The sequence below is a fragment of the Archangium sp. genome (genome assembly GCF_045802675.1).
Taxonomy (GTDB): Bacteria; Myxococcota; Myxococcia; order Myxococcales; family Myxococcaceae; genus Archangium.
The window spans coordinates 159,029-175,163 of sequence record NZ_JBJMQO010000005.1; the positions used below are offsets into that span (position 1 = coordinate 159,029).

15 protein-coding genes are annotated in these 16,135 nt (G+C 70.4%); 9 read left to right on the plus strand and 6 right to left on the minus strand.

The genetic code is table 11. The annotated features are described in order from the left end of the window. Position 1: 1 nt before the first annotated feature. The 9 genes from ACJ8AN_RS01370 (at position 2) to sctV (ending at position 8,004) form a co-directional block, all read left to right on the plus strand. Positions 2-796: a flagellar M-ring protein FliF gene (locus ACJ8AN_RS01370; protein WP_407753351.1), complete on the plus strand. Its 795-nt coding sequence runs from the start codon at positions 2-4 to the stop codon at positions 794-796. A gap of 20 nt (positions 797-816) precedes the next feature. Further along, on the plus strand, positions 817-1,401 hold the full coding sequence (locus ACJ8AN_RS01375) for a hypothetical protein (RefSeq protein WP_407753352.1): 585 nt from the start codon (positions 817-819) through the stop codon (positions 1,399-1,401). A gap of 115 nt (positions 1,402-1,516) precedes the next feature. Beyond that, the gene (locus ACJ8AN_RS01380) at positions 1,517-2,671 is read left to right on the plus strand and encodes a FliM/FliN family flagellar motor switch protein (RefSeq protein WP_407753353.1); all 1,155 of its coding nucleotides are present in this window, start codon (positions 1,517-1,519) and stop codon (positions 2,669-2,671) included. 8 nt (positions 2,672-2,679) lie between these two features. Then, positions 2,680-3,084, plus strand: coding sequence for a flagellar biosynthetic protein FliO (locus ACJ8AN_RS01385; RefSeq protein WP_407753354.1), 405 nt, complete (start codon positions 2,680-2,682; stop codon positions 3,082-3,084). Next, on the plus strand, positions 3,081-3,806 hold the full coding sequence (sctR, locus tag ACJ8AN_RS01390; protein ID WP_407753355.1) for a type III secretion system export apparatus subunit SctR: 726 nt from the start codon (positions 3,081-3,083) through the stop codon (positions 3,804-3,806). The genes ACJ8AN_RS01385 and sctR overlap by 4 nt, the downstream gene beginning before the upstream one ends. 4 nt (positions 3,807-3,810) lie before the next feature. After that, positions 3,811-4,080 (plus strand): flagellar biosynthetic protein FliQ, encoded by a 270-nt coding sequence (locus tag ACJ8AN_RS01395; protein WP_407753356.1) that lies wholly within the window; start codon positions 3,811-3,813, stop codon positions 4,078-4,080. Further along, positions 4,077-4,871 (plus strand): EscT/YscT/HrcT family type III secretion system export apparatus protein, encoded by a 795-nt coding sequence (locus ACJ8AN_RS01400; RefSeq protein ID WP_407753357.1) that lies wholly within the window; start codon positions 4,077-4,079, stop codon positions 4,869-4,871. The genes ACJ8AN_RS01395 and ACJ8AN_RS01400 overlap by 4 nt, the downstream gene beginning before the upstream one ends. Continuing rightward, a complete protein-coding gene (locus ACJ8AN_RS01405) occupies positions 4,868-5,914 on the plus strand; it encodes a flagellar biosynthesis protein FlhB (protein WP_407753358.1) in 1,047 nt (348 codons plus the stop codon). The genes ACJ8AN_RS01400 and ACJ8AN_RS01405 overlap by 4 nt, the downstream gene beginning before the upstream one ends. Then, entirely contained in the window at positions 5,911-8,004 is a 2,094-nt protein-coding gene (gene sctV, locus ACJ8AN_RS01410) for a type III secretion system export apparatus subunit SctV (RefSeq protein WP_407753359.1), read from the plus strand. Before ACJ8AN_RS01405 ends, sctV begins: the two co-directional genes overlap by 4 nt. Before the next feature lie 7 nt (positions 8,005-8,011). Here the strand turns inward: sctV and ACJ8AN_RS01415 are convergent, their stop codons facing one another. From ACJ8AN_RS01415 to ligA, 6 genes are all read right to left on the minus strand, one after another. Then, positions 8,012-8,353, minus strand: a complete 342-nt coding sequence (locus ACJ8AN_RS01415; protein WP_407753360.1) for an HU family DNA-binding protein — start codon at positions 8,351-8,353, stop codon at positions 8,012-8,014. A gap of 125 nt (positions 8,354-8,478) precedes the next feature. Next, a complete protein-coding gene (locus ACJ8AN_RS01420) occupies positions 8,479-9,882 on the minus strand; it encodes a YhjD/YihY/BrkB family envelope integrity protein (protein WP_407753361.1) in 1,404 nt (467 codons plus the stop codon). A gap of 135 nt (positions 9,883-10,017) precedes the next feature. After that, entirely contained in the window at positions 10,018-12,720 is a 2,703-nt protein-coding gene (locus ACJ8AN_RS01425; RefSeq protein WP_407753362.1) for an Rne/Rng family ribonuclease, read from the minus strand. 542 nt (positions 12,721-13,262) lie between these two features. Next, positions 13,263-13,712, minus strand: coding sequence for a DUF3052 family protein (locus ACJ8AN_RS01430; protein WP_407753363.1), 450 nt, complete (start codon positions 13,710-13,712; stop codon positions 13,263-13,265). Next, positions 13,709-13,993, minus strand: coding sequence for an acylphosphatase (locus ACJ8AN_RS01435; RefSeq protein WP_407753364.1), 285 nt, complete (start codon positions 13,991-13,993; stop codon positions 13,709-13,711). The genes ACJ8AN_RS01430 and ACJ8AN_RS01435 overlap by 4 nt, the downstream gene beginning before the upstream one ends. Before the next feature lie 13 nt (positions 13,994-14,006). Further along, positions 14,007-16,034: an NAD-dependent DNA ligase LigA gene (gene ligA / locus ACJ8AN_RS01440; protein WP_407753365.1), complete on the minus strand. Its 2,028-nt coding sequence runs from the start codon at positions 16,032-16,034 to the stop codon at positions 14,007-14,009. Between the last annotated feature and the right edge of the window lie 101 nt (positions 16,035-16,135).

Consider the following 16,135-nt stretch of genomic DNA (forward strand, 5'->3'; position numbering starts at 1 on the left):
CATGGACATCAGACGCTGTCTCTTCGTGCTGCTCCTGTGCGCCACCGGCTGCGGCGAGCGCATCCAACACGGCCTGGACGAGCGCCAGGCCAACGAGCTGCAGACGGTGCTCGTCGAGCGGGGGCTCGACGCGCGCAAGGTGCCCGAGACGGGCAAGAAGCCCACGTGGGCCATCGAGGTGAGCGAGGAGCAGTCCTCGGACGCGGTGCGCATCCTGGCCGAGCTGGGGTTGCCGAGGCCGGCGGAGGACGAGGGCTGCGACGTCTTCGGAGGAGGCGGGCTGGTGAGGACGCCGGTGGAGGAGCAGCTCTGCCGGGTGAGGGTGATGGAGCAGGGGCTGGAGAAGACGCTGCAGACGGTGGACGGGGTGCTGCTGGCGCGAGTGCACCTGGTGGTGCCACCGGCGCCGAGGCCCGGGCAGCAGCCGGTACCGGCGAAGGCCTCGGCGATGCTGCGCGTGGCGCCGGGCTACGCGGACACCATCAAGGGTTCGCGGGAGCTGCTGCGCTCGCTCATCGCCGGAGGGGTGGAGGGACTGTCGCCCGAAGCGGTGTCGCTCATGGTGGACGAGGTGTCCACGCGGGTGGTGGCTCCTCCACCGGGGACGTCTCCGCTGACGCGGCTGCGGGTGCTGCTGGCGGTGCTGTCCCTGGCTGTGACGGGACTGTCCGTGGGCTTGATTCTGGTGACGCTGCGCCTGCGGCACTATCGCGCGAGGGCGGAAGCGAAGCCGGCCGTTCCCCCCGCGCCCGCGCGACCCGTGGTGACCCCCGGGGCCGCGCGCAAGGTGGCGTGAGCCTCCTGGAAGGGTGAGACATGGAGGCGACGCGCAACGAGCGTCCCGGTGAGAAGACGCCGGGACCGGAGCAGACGGTAGCGGGGCGGGCACCGAGGAGCTCGCCGCCCGAGCCATCGGCGAAGGTACCGGGACCGGAGCAGATGGTGGCGGGCCGGGCTACCCGGGCGCCGCTACCCGAGCCCGCGTGGAAGCCAGCGAGCCCGGTGCCGATGAAGTCCCCGGTGCCAGTCCCGCTGCCCCTGGAGCGGATCGCCCTGGTGGCACTGGTGTTCGGCCGGGAGCGGGCGGGGGCATTGCTCGATGGCTTGAGGGAGCCCGACGCGATGCAGGCGAAGGCACACCTGGCCGGTTTCGCCGCGCTCTCGTCGGCGCGGCGGCAGGCGCGGGTGGCGGTGGATTTCGGAGTGAGGCCGGACGCGGCGGCGCGGCTGCGAGCGGTGATGGAGGAGGCGCCAGAGGTATTGCGGCGGGAGCTCTTCCGGAGGCTGCCGCCCTATCACCGCAGCCTCTTCCCGGAGCGCCAGGTGGAGCCGCCCGACGCGGTGGCCACCCCGGCGGTGTGCACGCTGGCCGAGCGGCTCCTCCGCGAAGCCACGCGGTGAGACTGCCGTCCAGACCCCGGACGCCCCCCTGAAGTGCAAACCCTTGTTTTCGCGGACGCGGCCGTTGGCATCGGCCGTGAACAGGAGTGGTGCGTCCCGCGGCACGGAGCCAACCATGCAGAGTCCTCTCGGAGAATCCTCGCAGTCCACGACGTTGAAGCCGATGCCATTGCGCCGGCTCGGTACACGCAGGCTGTCGCGAGCGCACGTGACGCTGAACGAGCGGCCCCAGGTGGTGCGGCTCGCGCGACAGGCGCTCGCGGTGGTGTGCGAGGCACTCGGCCGGGAGCTGGGGTGCGCCTTCCGGGCGGAGGCGCGGTTGTTGGAGGCAGTGGTGATGCCGGCGACGGGGCTGGCGCACACGGCGGCTTTCGCGCTGGTGGACCTGGCGGCCACGGGCGGGACGGCGGTGCTGGAGCTGGAACCGCCGGTGCTCTTCGCCGCGCTGGAGCGGTTGGCGGGGGCGGGGACGAAGCCGGGACCGCTCACGGACCTGACGCGCCTGGAGGAGGCCTCCTTCGCCTTCCTGGGCCTGTCGGCGCTGTACGCGCTGCGAGGGCAGGAGGAACTGCATCGGCGGTTCGGTCCGCGCCTCACCGGCGTGACGATGAATCGCACGGAGGCGCTGTCTCGCCTGGATGCCCGGCAGCGCCACCTGGGCGTGGAGCTGACGGTGACGGTGGGTCAGACGACGGCGGGCGGGCGGCTGCTGTTGCCCTCGGTGGTGCTCGAGGGGGCGCTGAAGGCGCTTCCGGCGGAGCGTGACACGGAGATTCGGCCCGAGGTGCTGGCGGCACGGCTGAGGGCCCGCTGCTTCATGGGTTGCACGTCGCTGTCCCGAGAGGCGCTGGAGTCGCTCGGGCAGGGGGACGTCATCCTCTTCGAGGGGCTGCGTTGGGAGGGCTCGCAGCTGTTGGGTCTGGGGCGACTGGTCATGCGCGGCTTCGAGCTGACGGGTGACTTCACCCCCGAGGGTTTCTCGCTGAACCGCGCGAGCAGGCGCGGACTTCTCCAGGAGTCGGACATGGTGACCGTGGTCGAGCGGAGCGAGGGGATGCCCCCGCTGCCGGTGGAAGTGGAAATCGAGCTGACGCGGCTGTTGCTGCCGCTCTCCGAGTTGGCGGGGCTGAAGCCAGGGGCGTTGCTGCCGTTGCGCATCAACGCGAGCGAGCCGGTGTTGTTGCGCGTGGGGGACCGGGTGGTGGCGAGGGCGGAGCTCGTGGACCTCGAGGGCGAGGTGGGGGCCCGGATCCTCACCCTTCAGCCATGAGCGCGCCCATGAAGACCCTGTTCGACTCCGCGTCTCCGCGGAACAAGCTGCTCCTGGCGGGAGGGCTCGTGCTCGGGCTGGCGGTGCTGGCTCCCTTGGGAGGTGCCTCGGTGACGTCGGTGGCCCGGGGGCTGCTGGGGGCCGCGGCGCTGGCGGGCCTGGGCTGGTGGCTCGTGCGGCGTGGCCGGCCCGGGTCCCGATTCGCGCTCACCGAGCGCATGCGGGTGGTATCGCGCACGGGCCTGTCGCAGCGCTGTGGGCTGGCGCTGGTGGAGGTGGAGGGGAGCCAATATCTGGTGGCCTTCGGGGACTCCTTCGCGGAGATCCGCCGGGCCCGGTCTCCGGTGCGGGTGAAGACCCGGTCGCGGCGGCGGGCCGAGGCGCCCATGCAGGAGAAGGAGGGCGTGTCATGAGGCGCGCATGGCTCGTGCTGGGAGTCCTGGCACCGGGGATGGCGTCGGCGGCGGAGACGTCGCTCTCGCAGATGTCCTTCGCGGGCAGCCCGCTGTCGATGATGGGGATGCTGGCGGTGATGTCGCTGCTGCCCTTCGCGGTGCTGATGCTGACCAGCTTCTCGAAGATCGCGGTGGTGTTGTCGCTGGCGCGCTCGGCGATGGGGACGCAGCAGGCGCCGCCCACCATCGTGCTCACCGGGCTCGCGGCGGTGCTGACGGGACACATCATGGCCCCGGTGATGGAGCGGATGTACGACGCGGGGCAGGCCGTCTACCAGGACGTCGGCTCCGGTGCGCAGATCATCAGCGTGGCGGGCAAGGTGACCGAGCCGCTGCGCGCCTTCCTCGTGAAGCACGGCAGTGCCGAGGAGCGGGCCCGCTTCCTGGACCTGGCGCGCGAGCTGCGGCCGCCGGAGGAGGCCGATCAGGTCCACGAGGAAGACCTCTTCGTGATCATCCCGGCCTTCGTCATCACCGAGCTGAAGGAGGCGTTCCAGATCGGCTTCCTCGTCTTCCTTCCGTTCCTGGTGCTGGACATGGTGGTGGCCAACGTACTGCTCGCGCTCGGGATGCAGTCGCTATCACCGAGCCAGGTGAGCCTGCCCTTCAAGATCCTCCTCTTCGTCGCCGTGGATGGCTGGTCGCTGCTCGCGCGCGGCCTGATCCTCGGCTACCGGTGATGCCATGACCCAGGATGTCCTGCTCGTACTTGGCCGCGAGGCGCTGCTCCTGATGGTCTTCGCGTCCCTGCCGCCCATCGGGGCGAGCCTGGTGGTGGGCTTCTTGATGAGCCTCTTCCAGGCGACCACGCAGCTCCAGGAGAGCACGCTCACGGTGGTGCCCAAGCTGTGCGCGGCGGTGCTGGCGTTGGTGGTGGCTGGACCGTGGATCGCCGGACAGCTCACCCTTTTCGCGCATCAGGTGCTGATGGTCATCGCGGAGGTGGGGGGATGAACCTCGAGATCCTTCGCGCGCAGCTCGACCTGCTGAGTCCGAGCATGGTGGCGGTAGCCCTGTGCTGTGCGCGCCTGCTGCCGGTGGCTTTCCTGTGCCCCTTGTTGGGAGGACAGGCGGCGCCGACGACGGTGAAGCTCGCCCTGGTGCTGAGCCTCGCGCTCTTCCTGCACCAGGTTGCGGGAGTGTCCCTGCCGGTGCCGGTGGAGACGCCGATACAACTGGCCGCGCTGGCGATGAAGGAGATCACCTACGGCACCTCCATAGGGCTGGTGGCGGCGCTGCCCTTCGACGCGGCGCGGATGGGGGGACGCTTCATCGATCTCTTCCGGGGCACTTCGGCGGAGGCGAGCCTTCCCGTGGCCGGCACGCGCGAGTCCGCCACGGGAGATGCGCTCTACCAACTGCTCGTCGGGTTGGTGGTGACGGGAGGATTGATGCCCGTCGTCCTGTCGGGGCTGGTGCGCGGCTTCGGGTGGGTGAGGCTCGGCGCGTACGTGCCCACCGAGGCGGCGGTGATGCACGTGGTGGGACTCGCTGGGGGAGCGATGGCCACGGGGCTCGCGGTGGGGGCACCCATCGCCGCGGCGGTGATGGCGGTGGACTGCCTGATGGGGATGGTGTCGCGCGCGGCGCCCCAGGTGAACCTCCAGGACATGGGAGCGCCGCTGCGCATCCTCGCGGGAGGTGCCTTGTTGTGGCTCGCGGTGGGCATCCTCTGTGAGCGGCTGCTCGCGGGCTTCCTCTCGGTGGAGGGGGCGCTGTTCCGGCTCGGCGAGGTGGCGCGGTGAGCGAGAAGACGGAACAACCCTCGTCGAAGCGTCTGCGCGAGGCCCGCCGCAAGGGGCAGATTCCGCGCAGCCGGCTGCTGACCTCGAGCGCGGTGACGCTCGGGGGGCTGTTGGGCCTTGGCGCGTCGGCGCCCGAGGGCTTCGTGCGGCTGAAGGACTGGACGGCCCGGCTGATGTTGCACCAGGAGCCCACGGGAGCGCTGCCGGAGGCGGGGAGGGTGCTGGCGCTCCTGGTGGGCCCCCCGCTCGGTGGCGCGCTGCTGGCATCCCTCGCGGTGTCCGTGGCCACGGTGGGCTTCGAGCTGAACGTGGAACACGTGATGCCGAAGTTCGAGCGTATCAGCCCGGCGGCGGGCCTGAAGAAGCTCTTCAGCGTGAAGCCGCTCATTGAACTGGGCAAGGCGCTGCTCGTGGCCGCGGTGGTGACGTGGATCGTCTGGAGCGCGGCCGTGGAGGCCGGACCGGACGTGCTCCGCACGGCCTGGCTGGAGGGGACGCTCGGGTTGGAGCACTGCGTGGGCCGGCTCGGGCCGCTCGCGCTCCGGCTCGCGTGGGTGCTCGTGGTGCTGGGCGTGGGGGACTACGCACTCGCGCGCCGACGGCACGTGAAGGAGCTGATGATGACGCGCGAGGAAGTGAAGCGCGAGCACAAGGAGAGCGAGGGCGATCCGCACCACAAGAGCCAGCGCAAGGCGCGGCACCGCCAGCTGGCCGCGGGAGGCGCGGCACGGGGGGTGCAGAAGGCGAGCGTCGTGGTCGTCAACCCCACGCACATCGCGGTCGCGCTCCGCTACGCCACGGAAGAGTGTGAGGCGCCCTACCTCGTCGCCAAGGGGCGCGAGGCGGACGCACTCGCGTTGAGACGCGAGGCCGAGCGGCTCGGAATTCCCGTGGTTCGGGACGTGCCGCTGGCCCGAGGCCTCATCCACTACGACGTCGGGGAGGAGATCCCCGAGGAGCTGTATCAGGCCGCCGCGGCGGTGCTCCGGGTCGCGCAGGAGTCGCAGGACGTGGACGACCATCCACGGAGGAAGACGTCATGAACAGGTTGGTGAAGATTCTCTTGAGGGCGCGCAAGTCCTCGGACGTGGTGCTCGCAGTGGCGATGGCCGCGGTGCTGGGTGCGCTCATCATCCCGTTGCCGCCCTGGCTGCTGGACCTGGGGTTGGCCATCAACCTGGCGGCGGCGGTGGCGCTGTTGGTGGCGGCGCTCTACGCGAAGGACGCACTGAAGGTGACGTCCTTCCCGACACTGCTGCTGTTCACCACGCTCTTCCGGCTCGCGCTCAACGTGTCGTCCACGCGGTTGGCGCTCGCCGAGGGACATGCGGGAGAGGTCATCCAGGCCTTTGGCGAGTTCGTGGTGCGAGGCGACTACGTCGTCGGCGCGGTCATTTTCGCCATCCTCACGCTCGTGCAGTTCCTCGTGGTGGCCAAGGGCGCCGAGCGCGTGGCCGAGGTCTCCGCGCGCTTCACCCTGGACGCGATGCCGGGCAAGCAGATGTCCATCGACGCGGACCTGCGGGCGGGAGCCATCGATCAGGCGCAGGCTCGCCGCCGTCGGCGTAACCTGGAGCGCGAGTCCCAGATGTTCGGTGCCATGGATGGCGCCATGAAGTTCGTGAAGGGAGACGTCATCGCCGGTCTGGTCATCGTCGCGGTGAACCTCCTGGGCGGCATCTGCATCGGCATCCTGCAGAACGGGATGACGATTGCCGAGGCGGCCTCCACCTACGCCCTCATCGCCATCGGCGACGGCCTGGTGTCGCAGATTCCCTCGCTGTGCATCGCGGTGGCGGCGGGCCTCGTCGTCACGCGTGTGGCCTCGGAGAAGGAGGACGATTCGCTCGGCGCGGAGATTGGCTCTCAGCTCTTTGGCGAGGCCAAGGCGCTCTGGGTGGTGGCCGCGCTCTGTGTGGCCCTCGCCGCGATGCCGGGGATGCCCCACCTGACGTTCCTCGGGCTGGGCGCGGCGTTGGGGGCGCTCGCTCATTCCCTGGCGCGCGTGAAGGCCGCCGCGGCGGAGGAGGATGCCGCCGAGGCCCAGGCCCAGGTCGAGGGCACGCCCGAAGCCGGAGCGGCTGCGCGAGGTGGGCCGGGTGCGCCTCCCGAGAGCACGGCGGCGCCGGTGGGAGTGGCTCCGTTGACGGTGGACCTCGCGCCGGACCTCACTCCGCTGGCACAAGAGCAGGGCGGTGCGTTCGTGCACCAGGTGCTCAACCGGGTACGGGATGAGGTCTTCTACGAGCTCGGAGTGCGAGTGCCCGGCATCCGGGTGCGCACCGAGGCCGCGTACCTCCCCGCGGGGAGCTACCGCATCCTGATCGACGAGGTCCCCGCCGGGATGGGACAGGTCCAGTCCGGGGCGCTCTACGCGCTGGCGCAGCCGGAGGAGCTGGCTTTCCTGGAGGTGAAGGCGGAGCCCGTGATGGACCCGTCCACCGGCAAGCCCATCAGCCGTGTGCCGGCCGAGGGGCGTGCGCGCCTGGAGCTGGCCCAGGTGCCGCTGCGGAGCGCCGGGGAGTTCATCGCCGAGCACCTGCGGAGCGTCATTCGTGCTCGCGCGGCGGGTTTCCTGGGCATCCAGGAGGTACAGGGGCTGCTGGACGGACTCGAGGCCCAGGCTCCCGCGCTGGTGAAGGAGGCGCTTCAGAAGGTCCCGCTGCCGCTGCTCACCGAGGTGCTGCGTAAGCTCGTGGAGGAGCAGGTGAGCATCCGGAACATGCGCGCCATCCTCGAGGCGCTGGTGGCCCCCACCACCGAGGGCGATGCCACGGCCCTGGCCGAGCGCTGCCGGCAGGCGCTGTACCGCTACCTCAGCCACAAGTTCGCCCCGTCCGGGCCGCTCTTCGCCTACCTGGTGGACCCGGACATCGAGGAGACGCTGCGCTCCGGTGGGCCGCGGGGGCCGGCGCCCTCGCCCGAGCGGGTGGCGGAAATCCTGGAGGGGGTGAAGCGCATCTCCACGGGAGGGCAGACGGTGCTGCTGACGGCGCCGGACGTCCGGCGGACCCTGCGCAAGCTGTGCGAGGGCTCCTTCCCGGACGTCGCGGTTCTCACTTACGGCGAGCTGGACATGAACCTGCAGATCCGCCCGCTGGGCCGCCTATCACCCGCGGCCCTGGGGCGATGAGCGGGGGCTAGTAGTTGGTGCCGCTGCCGCTCTTGGGGTCGAACGAGATGTCGGACTGAGGCGTCTGGGGCGCCGGCCGGTTCACCCGGTCGCGCAGCTCCTTGCCCGTGCGGAAGAGCAGGCCCCGCTTGGGCTTCACGGGGATGATCTGCCCCGTTTTCGGATTGCGGCCCTGGTAGCCCTGGTAGCTCTTCACGTGAAAGGCGCCGAGCCCGCGGATCTCGATGTTCTCCCCGCGGCACAGCGCATCCTTCATCGACTCGAAGATCGTCTCGACCGTGGCCTCGGCCTGTTTCTGCGTCATCCCCTTCTTGGCGACGAGGACGTTGATCAGATCGGACTTGAGCATCGCTCGCTCCCGCAAACCGCGTAACCCCTCGGAAACAGGGCGCGTGGCCCAGTGGTCGAATCCCGGAAACATAACAGATCGAATCCCGCGTGCAAGCCGCGAGGCGGGACAACTCCCCGGAAACGTTACGGATTTCCGCTTCCCGTCGCGGCCTCGGCCAGGACGGGGGCCACCGGCAGCTCCGCGAGCCCGGGGCGCACCAGGATGGCGAGGTCCAGCCACCGGGTCTGCCGCAGCACGTCCAGGCCCGCCCGGTCCGACTCGCGGAAGAAGGCGTCCAGGATTTCGAAGCCCGGGGCGCGCGGGCTGCTTCGGGTCCCGGGCTCGACGGGGTTGTAGACGCCGTGCACGGCGAGCGTCAGGTCGGCCAGGGTCAGCTCGGCCGGGGGACGGGCGGGCAGGAAGCCTCCCCGGCGATGTCGTTCGAGGAGCCTCGCCCGTTCCAGGTCGTCCATCACCTCGTGGACGAGCGACTCGGTGACCCGGAGGCGGCGCGCCAGCTCCCGGGGCAGGGGCGGCGTCCCGCCGTCGAGCCAGACCAGCGTGGTCTCCTGGGCCACCCGGGCGGCCACCAGCTCCCGGGCGCGCGGGTGGGCGCCGAAGGCCCAGAGCGAGTCGCGGAAGGTGGCGTGCTCCACCGCGTAGGAGAGGCGGGCTCCCACGAGGAAGATGAGCCAGTCCACGTACAGCCACGCGAGGAACATGGGCAGGGCGCCCAACGAGGCGTAGAGCGGGTTGTTGCGGAAGCTGTACGCGGCGGCTCCCGTGTACACGTGCCGCGCCACGCTCCAGGCCGCGCCCGCCACCAGTCCTCCCGCCAGCGCCGAGCGCAGGCGCAGGTGGGTGTTGGGCGTCACGTAGTAGAGCAGGGTGAGCCCGGCCGCCGCCGTGATGGGGGACAGGGCGCCGAACAGGAACTCGTAGAGGCCCAGCAGCGGGGAAGGGGTGCCTTCCAGGAGGGAGTGCACCACGCTCGTCCCGGTGAACGAGAGGGCCAGCATCAGCGGCCCCAGCACCAGCAGCCCCGCGTAGATGAGCGCGCGCACCAGCCACGGGCGGTGGTTCTTCACGCCCCAGATTTCGTTCAGCGAGACATCGATGTTCTGCAGCAGCGAGCCCGCTGAGAACAGCAGGCCGATGAAGCCCGCGCTCCCGATGGCCGTCGTGTGGCCCGGCTTCAGGAAGCGCTCGAGGAAGGCCGCTGACTCCTCGCGCACTCCGGGGGCGAGCACCGCGAAGATGATCTCCCGCAGGCGCTGCTGGAACGCCTGTTGGTGGTAGGCGCCCAGCAGGGCCAGCACCACCGTCAGCAGCGGAACCAGTGAGAAGACGCTGATGTAGGTGAGGGCCGCGGCCCGAAGGCGGATGTTCTCGCCCTGGAAGCCGCGCGCCAGGCTGCGCACCGCCAGCACCGTGTCCACCGCGAAGCGGCCCGTCCGGGTCCGCTCCAGCGGAGCCCAGGTACGCCGGGCCCACTGTAGGGCTCGGGCGCGCAGTCGCTGGAGGAAGAGGGGAGAGAAGGAGCGCATCCGGGGGGCGCCAAGGCTAGCCAATACCGGGGAGGCTCGGCCAGGGGGAGCGGGTGCCCGAGACCCACGGGGTTGCCCCCGGTGGGTCTGTCACCCTCCTCCCGTTCCTCTCAGGGCAGGAGAGGAGAGGCCGGCTCAGGAGTTGCCGCCGGACTCGGTGTTTCCGCCGTTGCCGCCGCCGGAGGACGCGGGAGGCGTGCTGCTGGCGGCCGGCTGCTCGCTCGCCGGTGCCTGCTGCTGACCCCGTCCCTCGCGCTGCTCGGGCCGACGCTGCTGCTCGCCCCGGTTGCGGTCACGGCCGCCGCCCCGGTCACCCCGGTCGCGGTCGCGGCCACCACCCCGGTCATTGCGCTCACCCCGGTCACGGTCGCCACTCCGCTCGCGGTCGCCGCCACTCCGCTCGCGGTCGCCGCTACCCCGCTCGCGGTCACGGCCGCCGCCCCGGTCACCCCGGTCGCGGTCGCGGCCACCACCCCGCTCACCGCGCTCACCCCGGTCACGGCCGCCGCCACCCTCGCGGAAGCCGCGCTCGCCACCGCCGCTCTCGGGCCGGCGCTGCATGGACAGCTCGCCATCTCCCGAGCCCGGCGACGAGGCCACCTTGTGGTCCCCGCCCTGCGCGCTGCGGCCGTAGATGTCGTACTGCTCGCGGTGGTAGTTCTGCTGCGCCTTCACCTGGATGGACTTGTTGTAGCGGTCCATCAGGTGCCGCAGCTCCTGGCGCTCCTCGCCCTGGAGCAGCCGCGCCACCTCGGCGTTGCAGTTGATGACCAGCGTGGGGTCCTTGTAGCCCGGCGCCTCGCGGCGGATCTCCCCGAAGATTTCGTAGGCCACCGTGGTCGCCGTCTTCACGAAGCCCTTGCCGTCGCAGTACGGGCAGTCCTCGTGGAGGATGCGGCCGATGGACTCGCGCACGCGCTTGCGCGTCATCTCCACCAGGCCCAGCTCGGAGATCTTCAGGACGTTCGTCTTGGCCTTGTCCCGGCCCAGCGCCTCCTGCAGCGACTTGAAGACCTTGTCGCGGTTCTGCGGCTTCTCCATGTCGATGAAGTCGCAGATGATGATGCCGCCGATGTTGCGCAGCCGCAGCTGGTAGACGATTTCCTTGGCCGCCTCGACGTTGATCTTGGTGATCGTCTCCTCGAGGCTCTTCTTGCCGACGTAGCGGCCCGAGTTGACGTCGATGGCGGTGAGCGCCTCGGCCTGGTCGATGATGAGGTAGCCGCCGCTCTTGAGCCACACCTTGCGCTGGGTAGCGCGCTGCAGCTCGTGCTCAATCCCGTACGCGTCGAAGATGGGCTCGTCCGACTCGTGCAGCACCACCCGGTCCTTGAGCGCCGGGTCCTGCGCGTTCACGAAGCCGAGGATGCGCTCGTACTCCTCGCGGTCATCCACGACGAGCTTCTCCACGTCGTGGGCGAACAGGTCGCGCGTGGCGCGCAGGATGAGGTCCAGGTCGGGGTGCAGCAGGCCGGGGCCACCGCGCTTCTCGTTGCGGCGCACCACCTGGTTCCACACCTCGATGAGGAAGCGGATGTCGCTCTCGAGCTTCTCCTGCGGCACGTTCTCGGCCACCGTGCGCACGATGAAGCCCGTCCCGGGCGGGCGCAGCCGGTCCACGATTTCGCGCAGCCGCTTGCGCTCCTTCTCGTTGGAGATGCGGCGGCTGATGCCCACGTGGTCCACCGTCGGCATGAACACCAGGTGCCGGCCGGGGATGGAGATGTGCGAGGTGAGGCGCGCGCCCTTGGTGCCGATGGGGTCCTTGGAGATCTGGACCACGACCTCCTGGCCCACCTTCAGCAGTTCCTCAATCTTGGCCGTCTTGCGCGGCTTGGACTTCTCCTCGTCCCGCTTGCGCGGCTGCTCGTCGCGCTGCTTGCCGCGGGCCTTGTCCTTGTCCTTGTCCTTGTCCTTGTCCCGGTCCTTCTCGCGCTCGCGGTCCTTCTGCTCGCGGCGGCCCTCGCGGGCCTCACGCGCGGCCTCGCGGTTCTCTCGTGGGGCGCGGCGCTCGCCGGCGGCCGTCTCGGGACGCGGCTGCTGCGCGGCGGCCTCGGCCGGAGCGGCGGGGGCCACGGGGGCCGGCTCGCTCGGAGCGGCGGGCGCCGGCTCGGGCGAGAGCGCCAGGGCCACCGAACCCTCGGTGGTGGGCATGACCGCAGCGGCTTCCGTAGACGGAGCCGCCTGGGCCGCCACGCTCAGGGGCTCGGACTCGAGCGGAGCCACCGGCATCACCGGGGTGGGATTCACCGCCTCGGTAGGTGCGGACACCGACACCGGCTCGGCCGCCACGGGAGCGGCGGCGGGCGCCTCGACGCGAGGCTCCGGCTGCGCCTCGGCGCGAGGCTCCGGCTGCGCCTCGGCGCGAGGCTCCGGTTGCGCCTCGGCGCGAGGCTCTGGCTGTGCCTCGGCGCGGGGCTCGGCGGCTTCCACCGGAGGGGCCGCCTCGGCGGCGGGGGCGGTGGCGTGCTCGCGGACCTCGGCCTCCACCTCGGCGCCCGCCTCGTGGGCGGCCTCGGCGGCCACGGCCTCGGACTCCTCGGGTACGTCCGGGGCGTCCTCGTCGTGCTCGCCCTCGGTCAGCTCGAACTGGGCGCGCGCGAAGTCCGGGTCGTAGACGACGTCGCTGACATAGAGGAAGGCCGCCTTCTCCAGGCCGATGTCGACAAAGGCCGCCTGCATGCCCGGGAGTACCCGGACAACGCGGCCCTTGTAGATGTTTCCGACGATCCCCTTGTCCTTCTTACGCTCGAGGTAGAACTCCGCGATGTGCCCACCTTCGACCAGGGCCACGCGGGTCTCCCGGCCCGCCGCGTTGATGACGAGGATGCTGCTCATTGACGAATCCTGGGCGCGCGCGCGGATGCGTGAGTTCCGGCGGACGGGAGGCGACGGCGTCTCCCGCTTCCGAGCGCGCTGCGAGGGGAGCGGCCGCCCCGTCTCTTCCACGCACACGGACGGAGGACGGCCCATGAGGCTGGGGGCCGGTTGTCTCCATGCGGGTGTGGGTCGAGGGGACCAGAGCCTGCTCCTCCGAGTTCATGACGCCCCGCGGCTGCCGGCACCCTGCCGGGCGGGGTCTGACTTCATCGAGCGTTCGAAGCCGCCCTGACGCTCGTACCGCCCGGCCTCTTCCTTCCACTCCCGGTCGGAGCCCATCCGCGGGCGCCTTGGGGGGGCGACAGAGTCCCGGTGCAGTCGGCGCGCCCTGGTATCCTGGGAACGCACCCGTCTCAAAAATCAAGAATCCATGGACCCCAAACGCCCCACTCCGAGTGGAACGTCCCAAGGCCCGAAAACAGCAAAAGGTTTTCACGCCTGATACGACCTGTAAAGGCGAGACATGGAAAATGTCGGCCGGCTGGCAGCCCGGGGGCCCCCTAGGCCTGGGCGGTGGGGGTCCGTTTCCGGCTCTCTGGCTTCTCCAGGCGGCCCCCCCTCGGGCGGCGGACCAGGCGCAGGCTCGTCCAGGTGCTGTCGATGAGGCAGATTTTGTTGTCCACCAGACCAATGTCCAGGGCGGCCTGACGGATGAAGTCCTCGGAGAGGGCCGTCTTGATTCCCTCCCCGCTGGGCCAGCACACCCAGATGCCGCCGGTCTGCGCCATGGCGCGCGAGAGGGCCGGCAGGCGCTGGACGAGCTCGTGCGCGTCCTGGGTGAAGAAGAGGATGACGTCCAGGCCCGTCTGGGCGGTGATGAGGAACTCCACCCCGTCCGGCAGGGGGTTGAGCTTCTGGACGAAGCCCCGGGGTGGGTTGATGACCGAGACCTTGCTGCCCGCCTTGATGCCCAACATGGCTGGCAGCGAAGCCAGCGCGTAGGGGGTCATGAGCTGCGCTCCACGGTGAAGGTGCTGAACTCCCCACGCGCCTCGGAATCGGCGCGCTCCACATCCGTTACCCGGGCCTGGGTGGGGCCCCGGTGGCACCAGGTGACGAAGGCCTCCAGGGCCTCCGGCGCTCCCTCGGTCACGGCCTCGACCGAGCCGTCCGAGAGGTTACGTATCCAGCCCGTCAGGCCGAGACGCAGGGCCTCGGTGCGGGCGCTCTCCCTATAGAACACCCCTTGCACCTTGCCTCGAATCCGGAGGCTTGCTCGCCGCCTGTCCATGGTGCCGGCCCTTCTACCCTCTGGCGTCGTTCTGAAGAAGCTGCAGGAACGCCTGCTCGTCCAGGATTCTTACCCCGAGTTCCTGGGCCTTCTTCAGCTTGGTGCCGGCGTCGTCGCCCGCCACCACCATGTCCGTCTTGCGAGAGACACTTCCCGACACCTTGCCACCCCGGCGCTCAATCTCCTCCTTGGCCTGGTCGCGGCTCATCCCGCTCAGGCCGCCGGTGAGCACCACCGTCTTGCCCGCGAAGAGGCCCGTCTTGACGACGCGCGGGGCGGCCGGGGTGACCCCCGCGGCGAGCAGCGCGTCGATGGCGTCGCGGTTCTGCGGCTCGCGGAAGAAGGCGTGGATGACCTGGGCCATGGTGGTCCCCACATCCTTCACGCGGGTGATGTCCTCGAGGGGGGCCTCGTAGAGCTGGCGCACGTCCGGGAAGGACTCGGCGAGCGTCTTGGCGGTGGCCTCGCCCACGTGGCGGATGCCGAGCGCGTAGAGGAAGCGGGGCTGCGTCGTCTGCTTGGAGCGCTCGATGTTGGCCAGCAGGTTGTCGGCGCTCTTCTCGCCCATGCGCTCGAGCTCCAGCAGCTTGCCCCGGGTGAGGTGGTAGAGGTCCGCGAACGTCTTCACCAGCCCCAGCTCCACCAGCTGCCCGGCGAGCTTCTCGCCCAGGCCGTCGATGTCCATGGCGGTGCGCGAGGCGAAGTGGCGCACCTTCTCCACCATCTGCGCGGGGCAGGTGGCGCCGGTGCAGCGGATGATGGCGCCCTCGTCGTCCTTCACCGCCGCCGCGTGGCAGACGGGGCACTCGGTGGGGAACATGAAGGGCTGGGCGCCCTCGGGCCGCTTGGACTCCACCACCTTCACGATTTCAGGGATGACGTCTCCGGCGCGGCGGATGAAGACGGTGTCGCCCTTGCGCACGTCCTTGCGGCGCAGCTCGTCCTCGTTGTGCAGCGTGGCGCGGCTCACCGTGACGCCGCCCACCTTCACGGGCTTGAGGTGCGCCACCGGCGTGAGCGCCCCCGTGCGGCCCACATACACCTGGATGTCCTCCACGAGGGTCGACTCCTCCTCGGGCGGGAACTTGTAGGCCACCGCCCAGCGCGGGCTCTTGGACACCTGGCCCAGCCGCTGGCGCAGGTCCTCCGAGTCCACCTTCACCACCATGCCGTCCACCTCGAAGGGCAGGGCGTGGCGGCCTTCCTGGGACTTGCGGTACTGCTCGCGCACCCCCTCCGCGCTCTCCACCCGCACGTACCGGTTCACCGGCAGCCCGAGCGACTTGAGGTACTCGAGCTTCTCCGCGTGCGAGCGGAAGGCGGGCACGCCCTCGCCCGGCACGCACTCGTACAGGTAGAGCGACAGCGGGCGCGAGGCGGTGATGCGCGGGTCCAACTGCCGCAGGCTGCCGGCCGCGGCGTTGCGCGGGTTGGCGAAGAGCGGCTCGCCCTCCTCCTCGCGCTTGTCGTTGAGCTTCTTGAAGTCCTTCTTGGAGATGAAGACCTCGCCGCGCACGTCGATGGCCCCGGGCACCCGCACCCCGTCCTGCGGCAGCAGCTCCATGGGCAGGCTGCGGATGGTGCGCAGGTTGCCGCTCACGTCCTCGCCCTCCGTGCCGTCGCCCCGGGTGGCGCCCCGCACGAAGCGCCCCTGCTCGTAGCGCAGGGTGATGGCCAGGCCGTCGAGCTTCGGCTCGCACACGTAGGCGACCTGCGAAAGGCCCGTCTGGCGGCGGATCCGCTCGTCGAACTCGGAAAGCTCCTCGTCGTTGAAGGCGTTGGCCAACGAGAGCATCGGCACGCGGTGGACCACTTTCTCGAACTTCTCGGCCGCGGCCCCGCCCACCCGCTGGGTCGGCGAGTCCACACTGACGAGCTCCGGGTTGCGGGCCTCCAGCTCCTGCAGCTCCTTCATCAGCCGGTCGTACTCGGCGTCACTGACCTCCGGCGAGTCGAGCACGTAGTAGCGGTAGTTGTGGTGGGCCAGCTCCTTGCGGAGCTGCTCGACTCGGGTGGCATCAGCGGTCTTCGAGGAGTTCACGGATGAGGACTCGGCGGCTGGACTGAAAAACGCGGGGTATCGGCTGCCTGGCTGGGCAGGAAGCGAGGATGCCTTGACAGCTCCGGAGGTGGTCAATAACC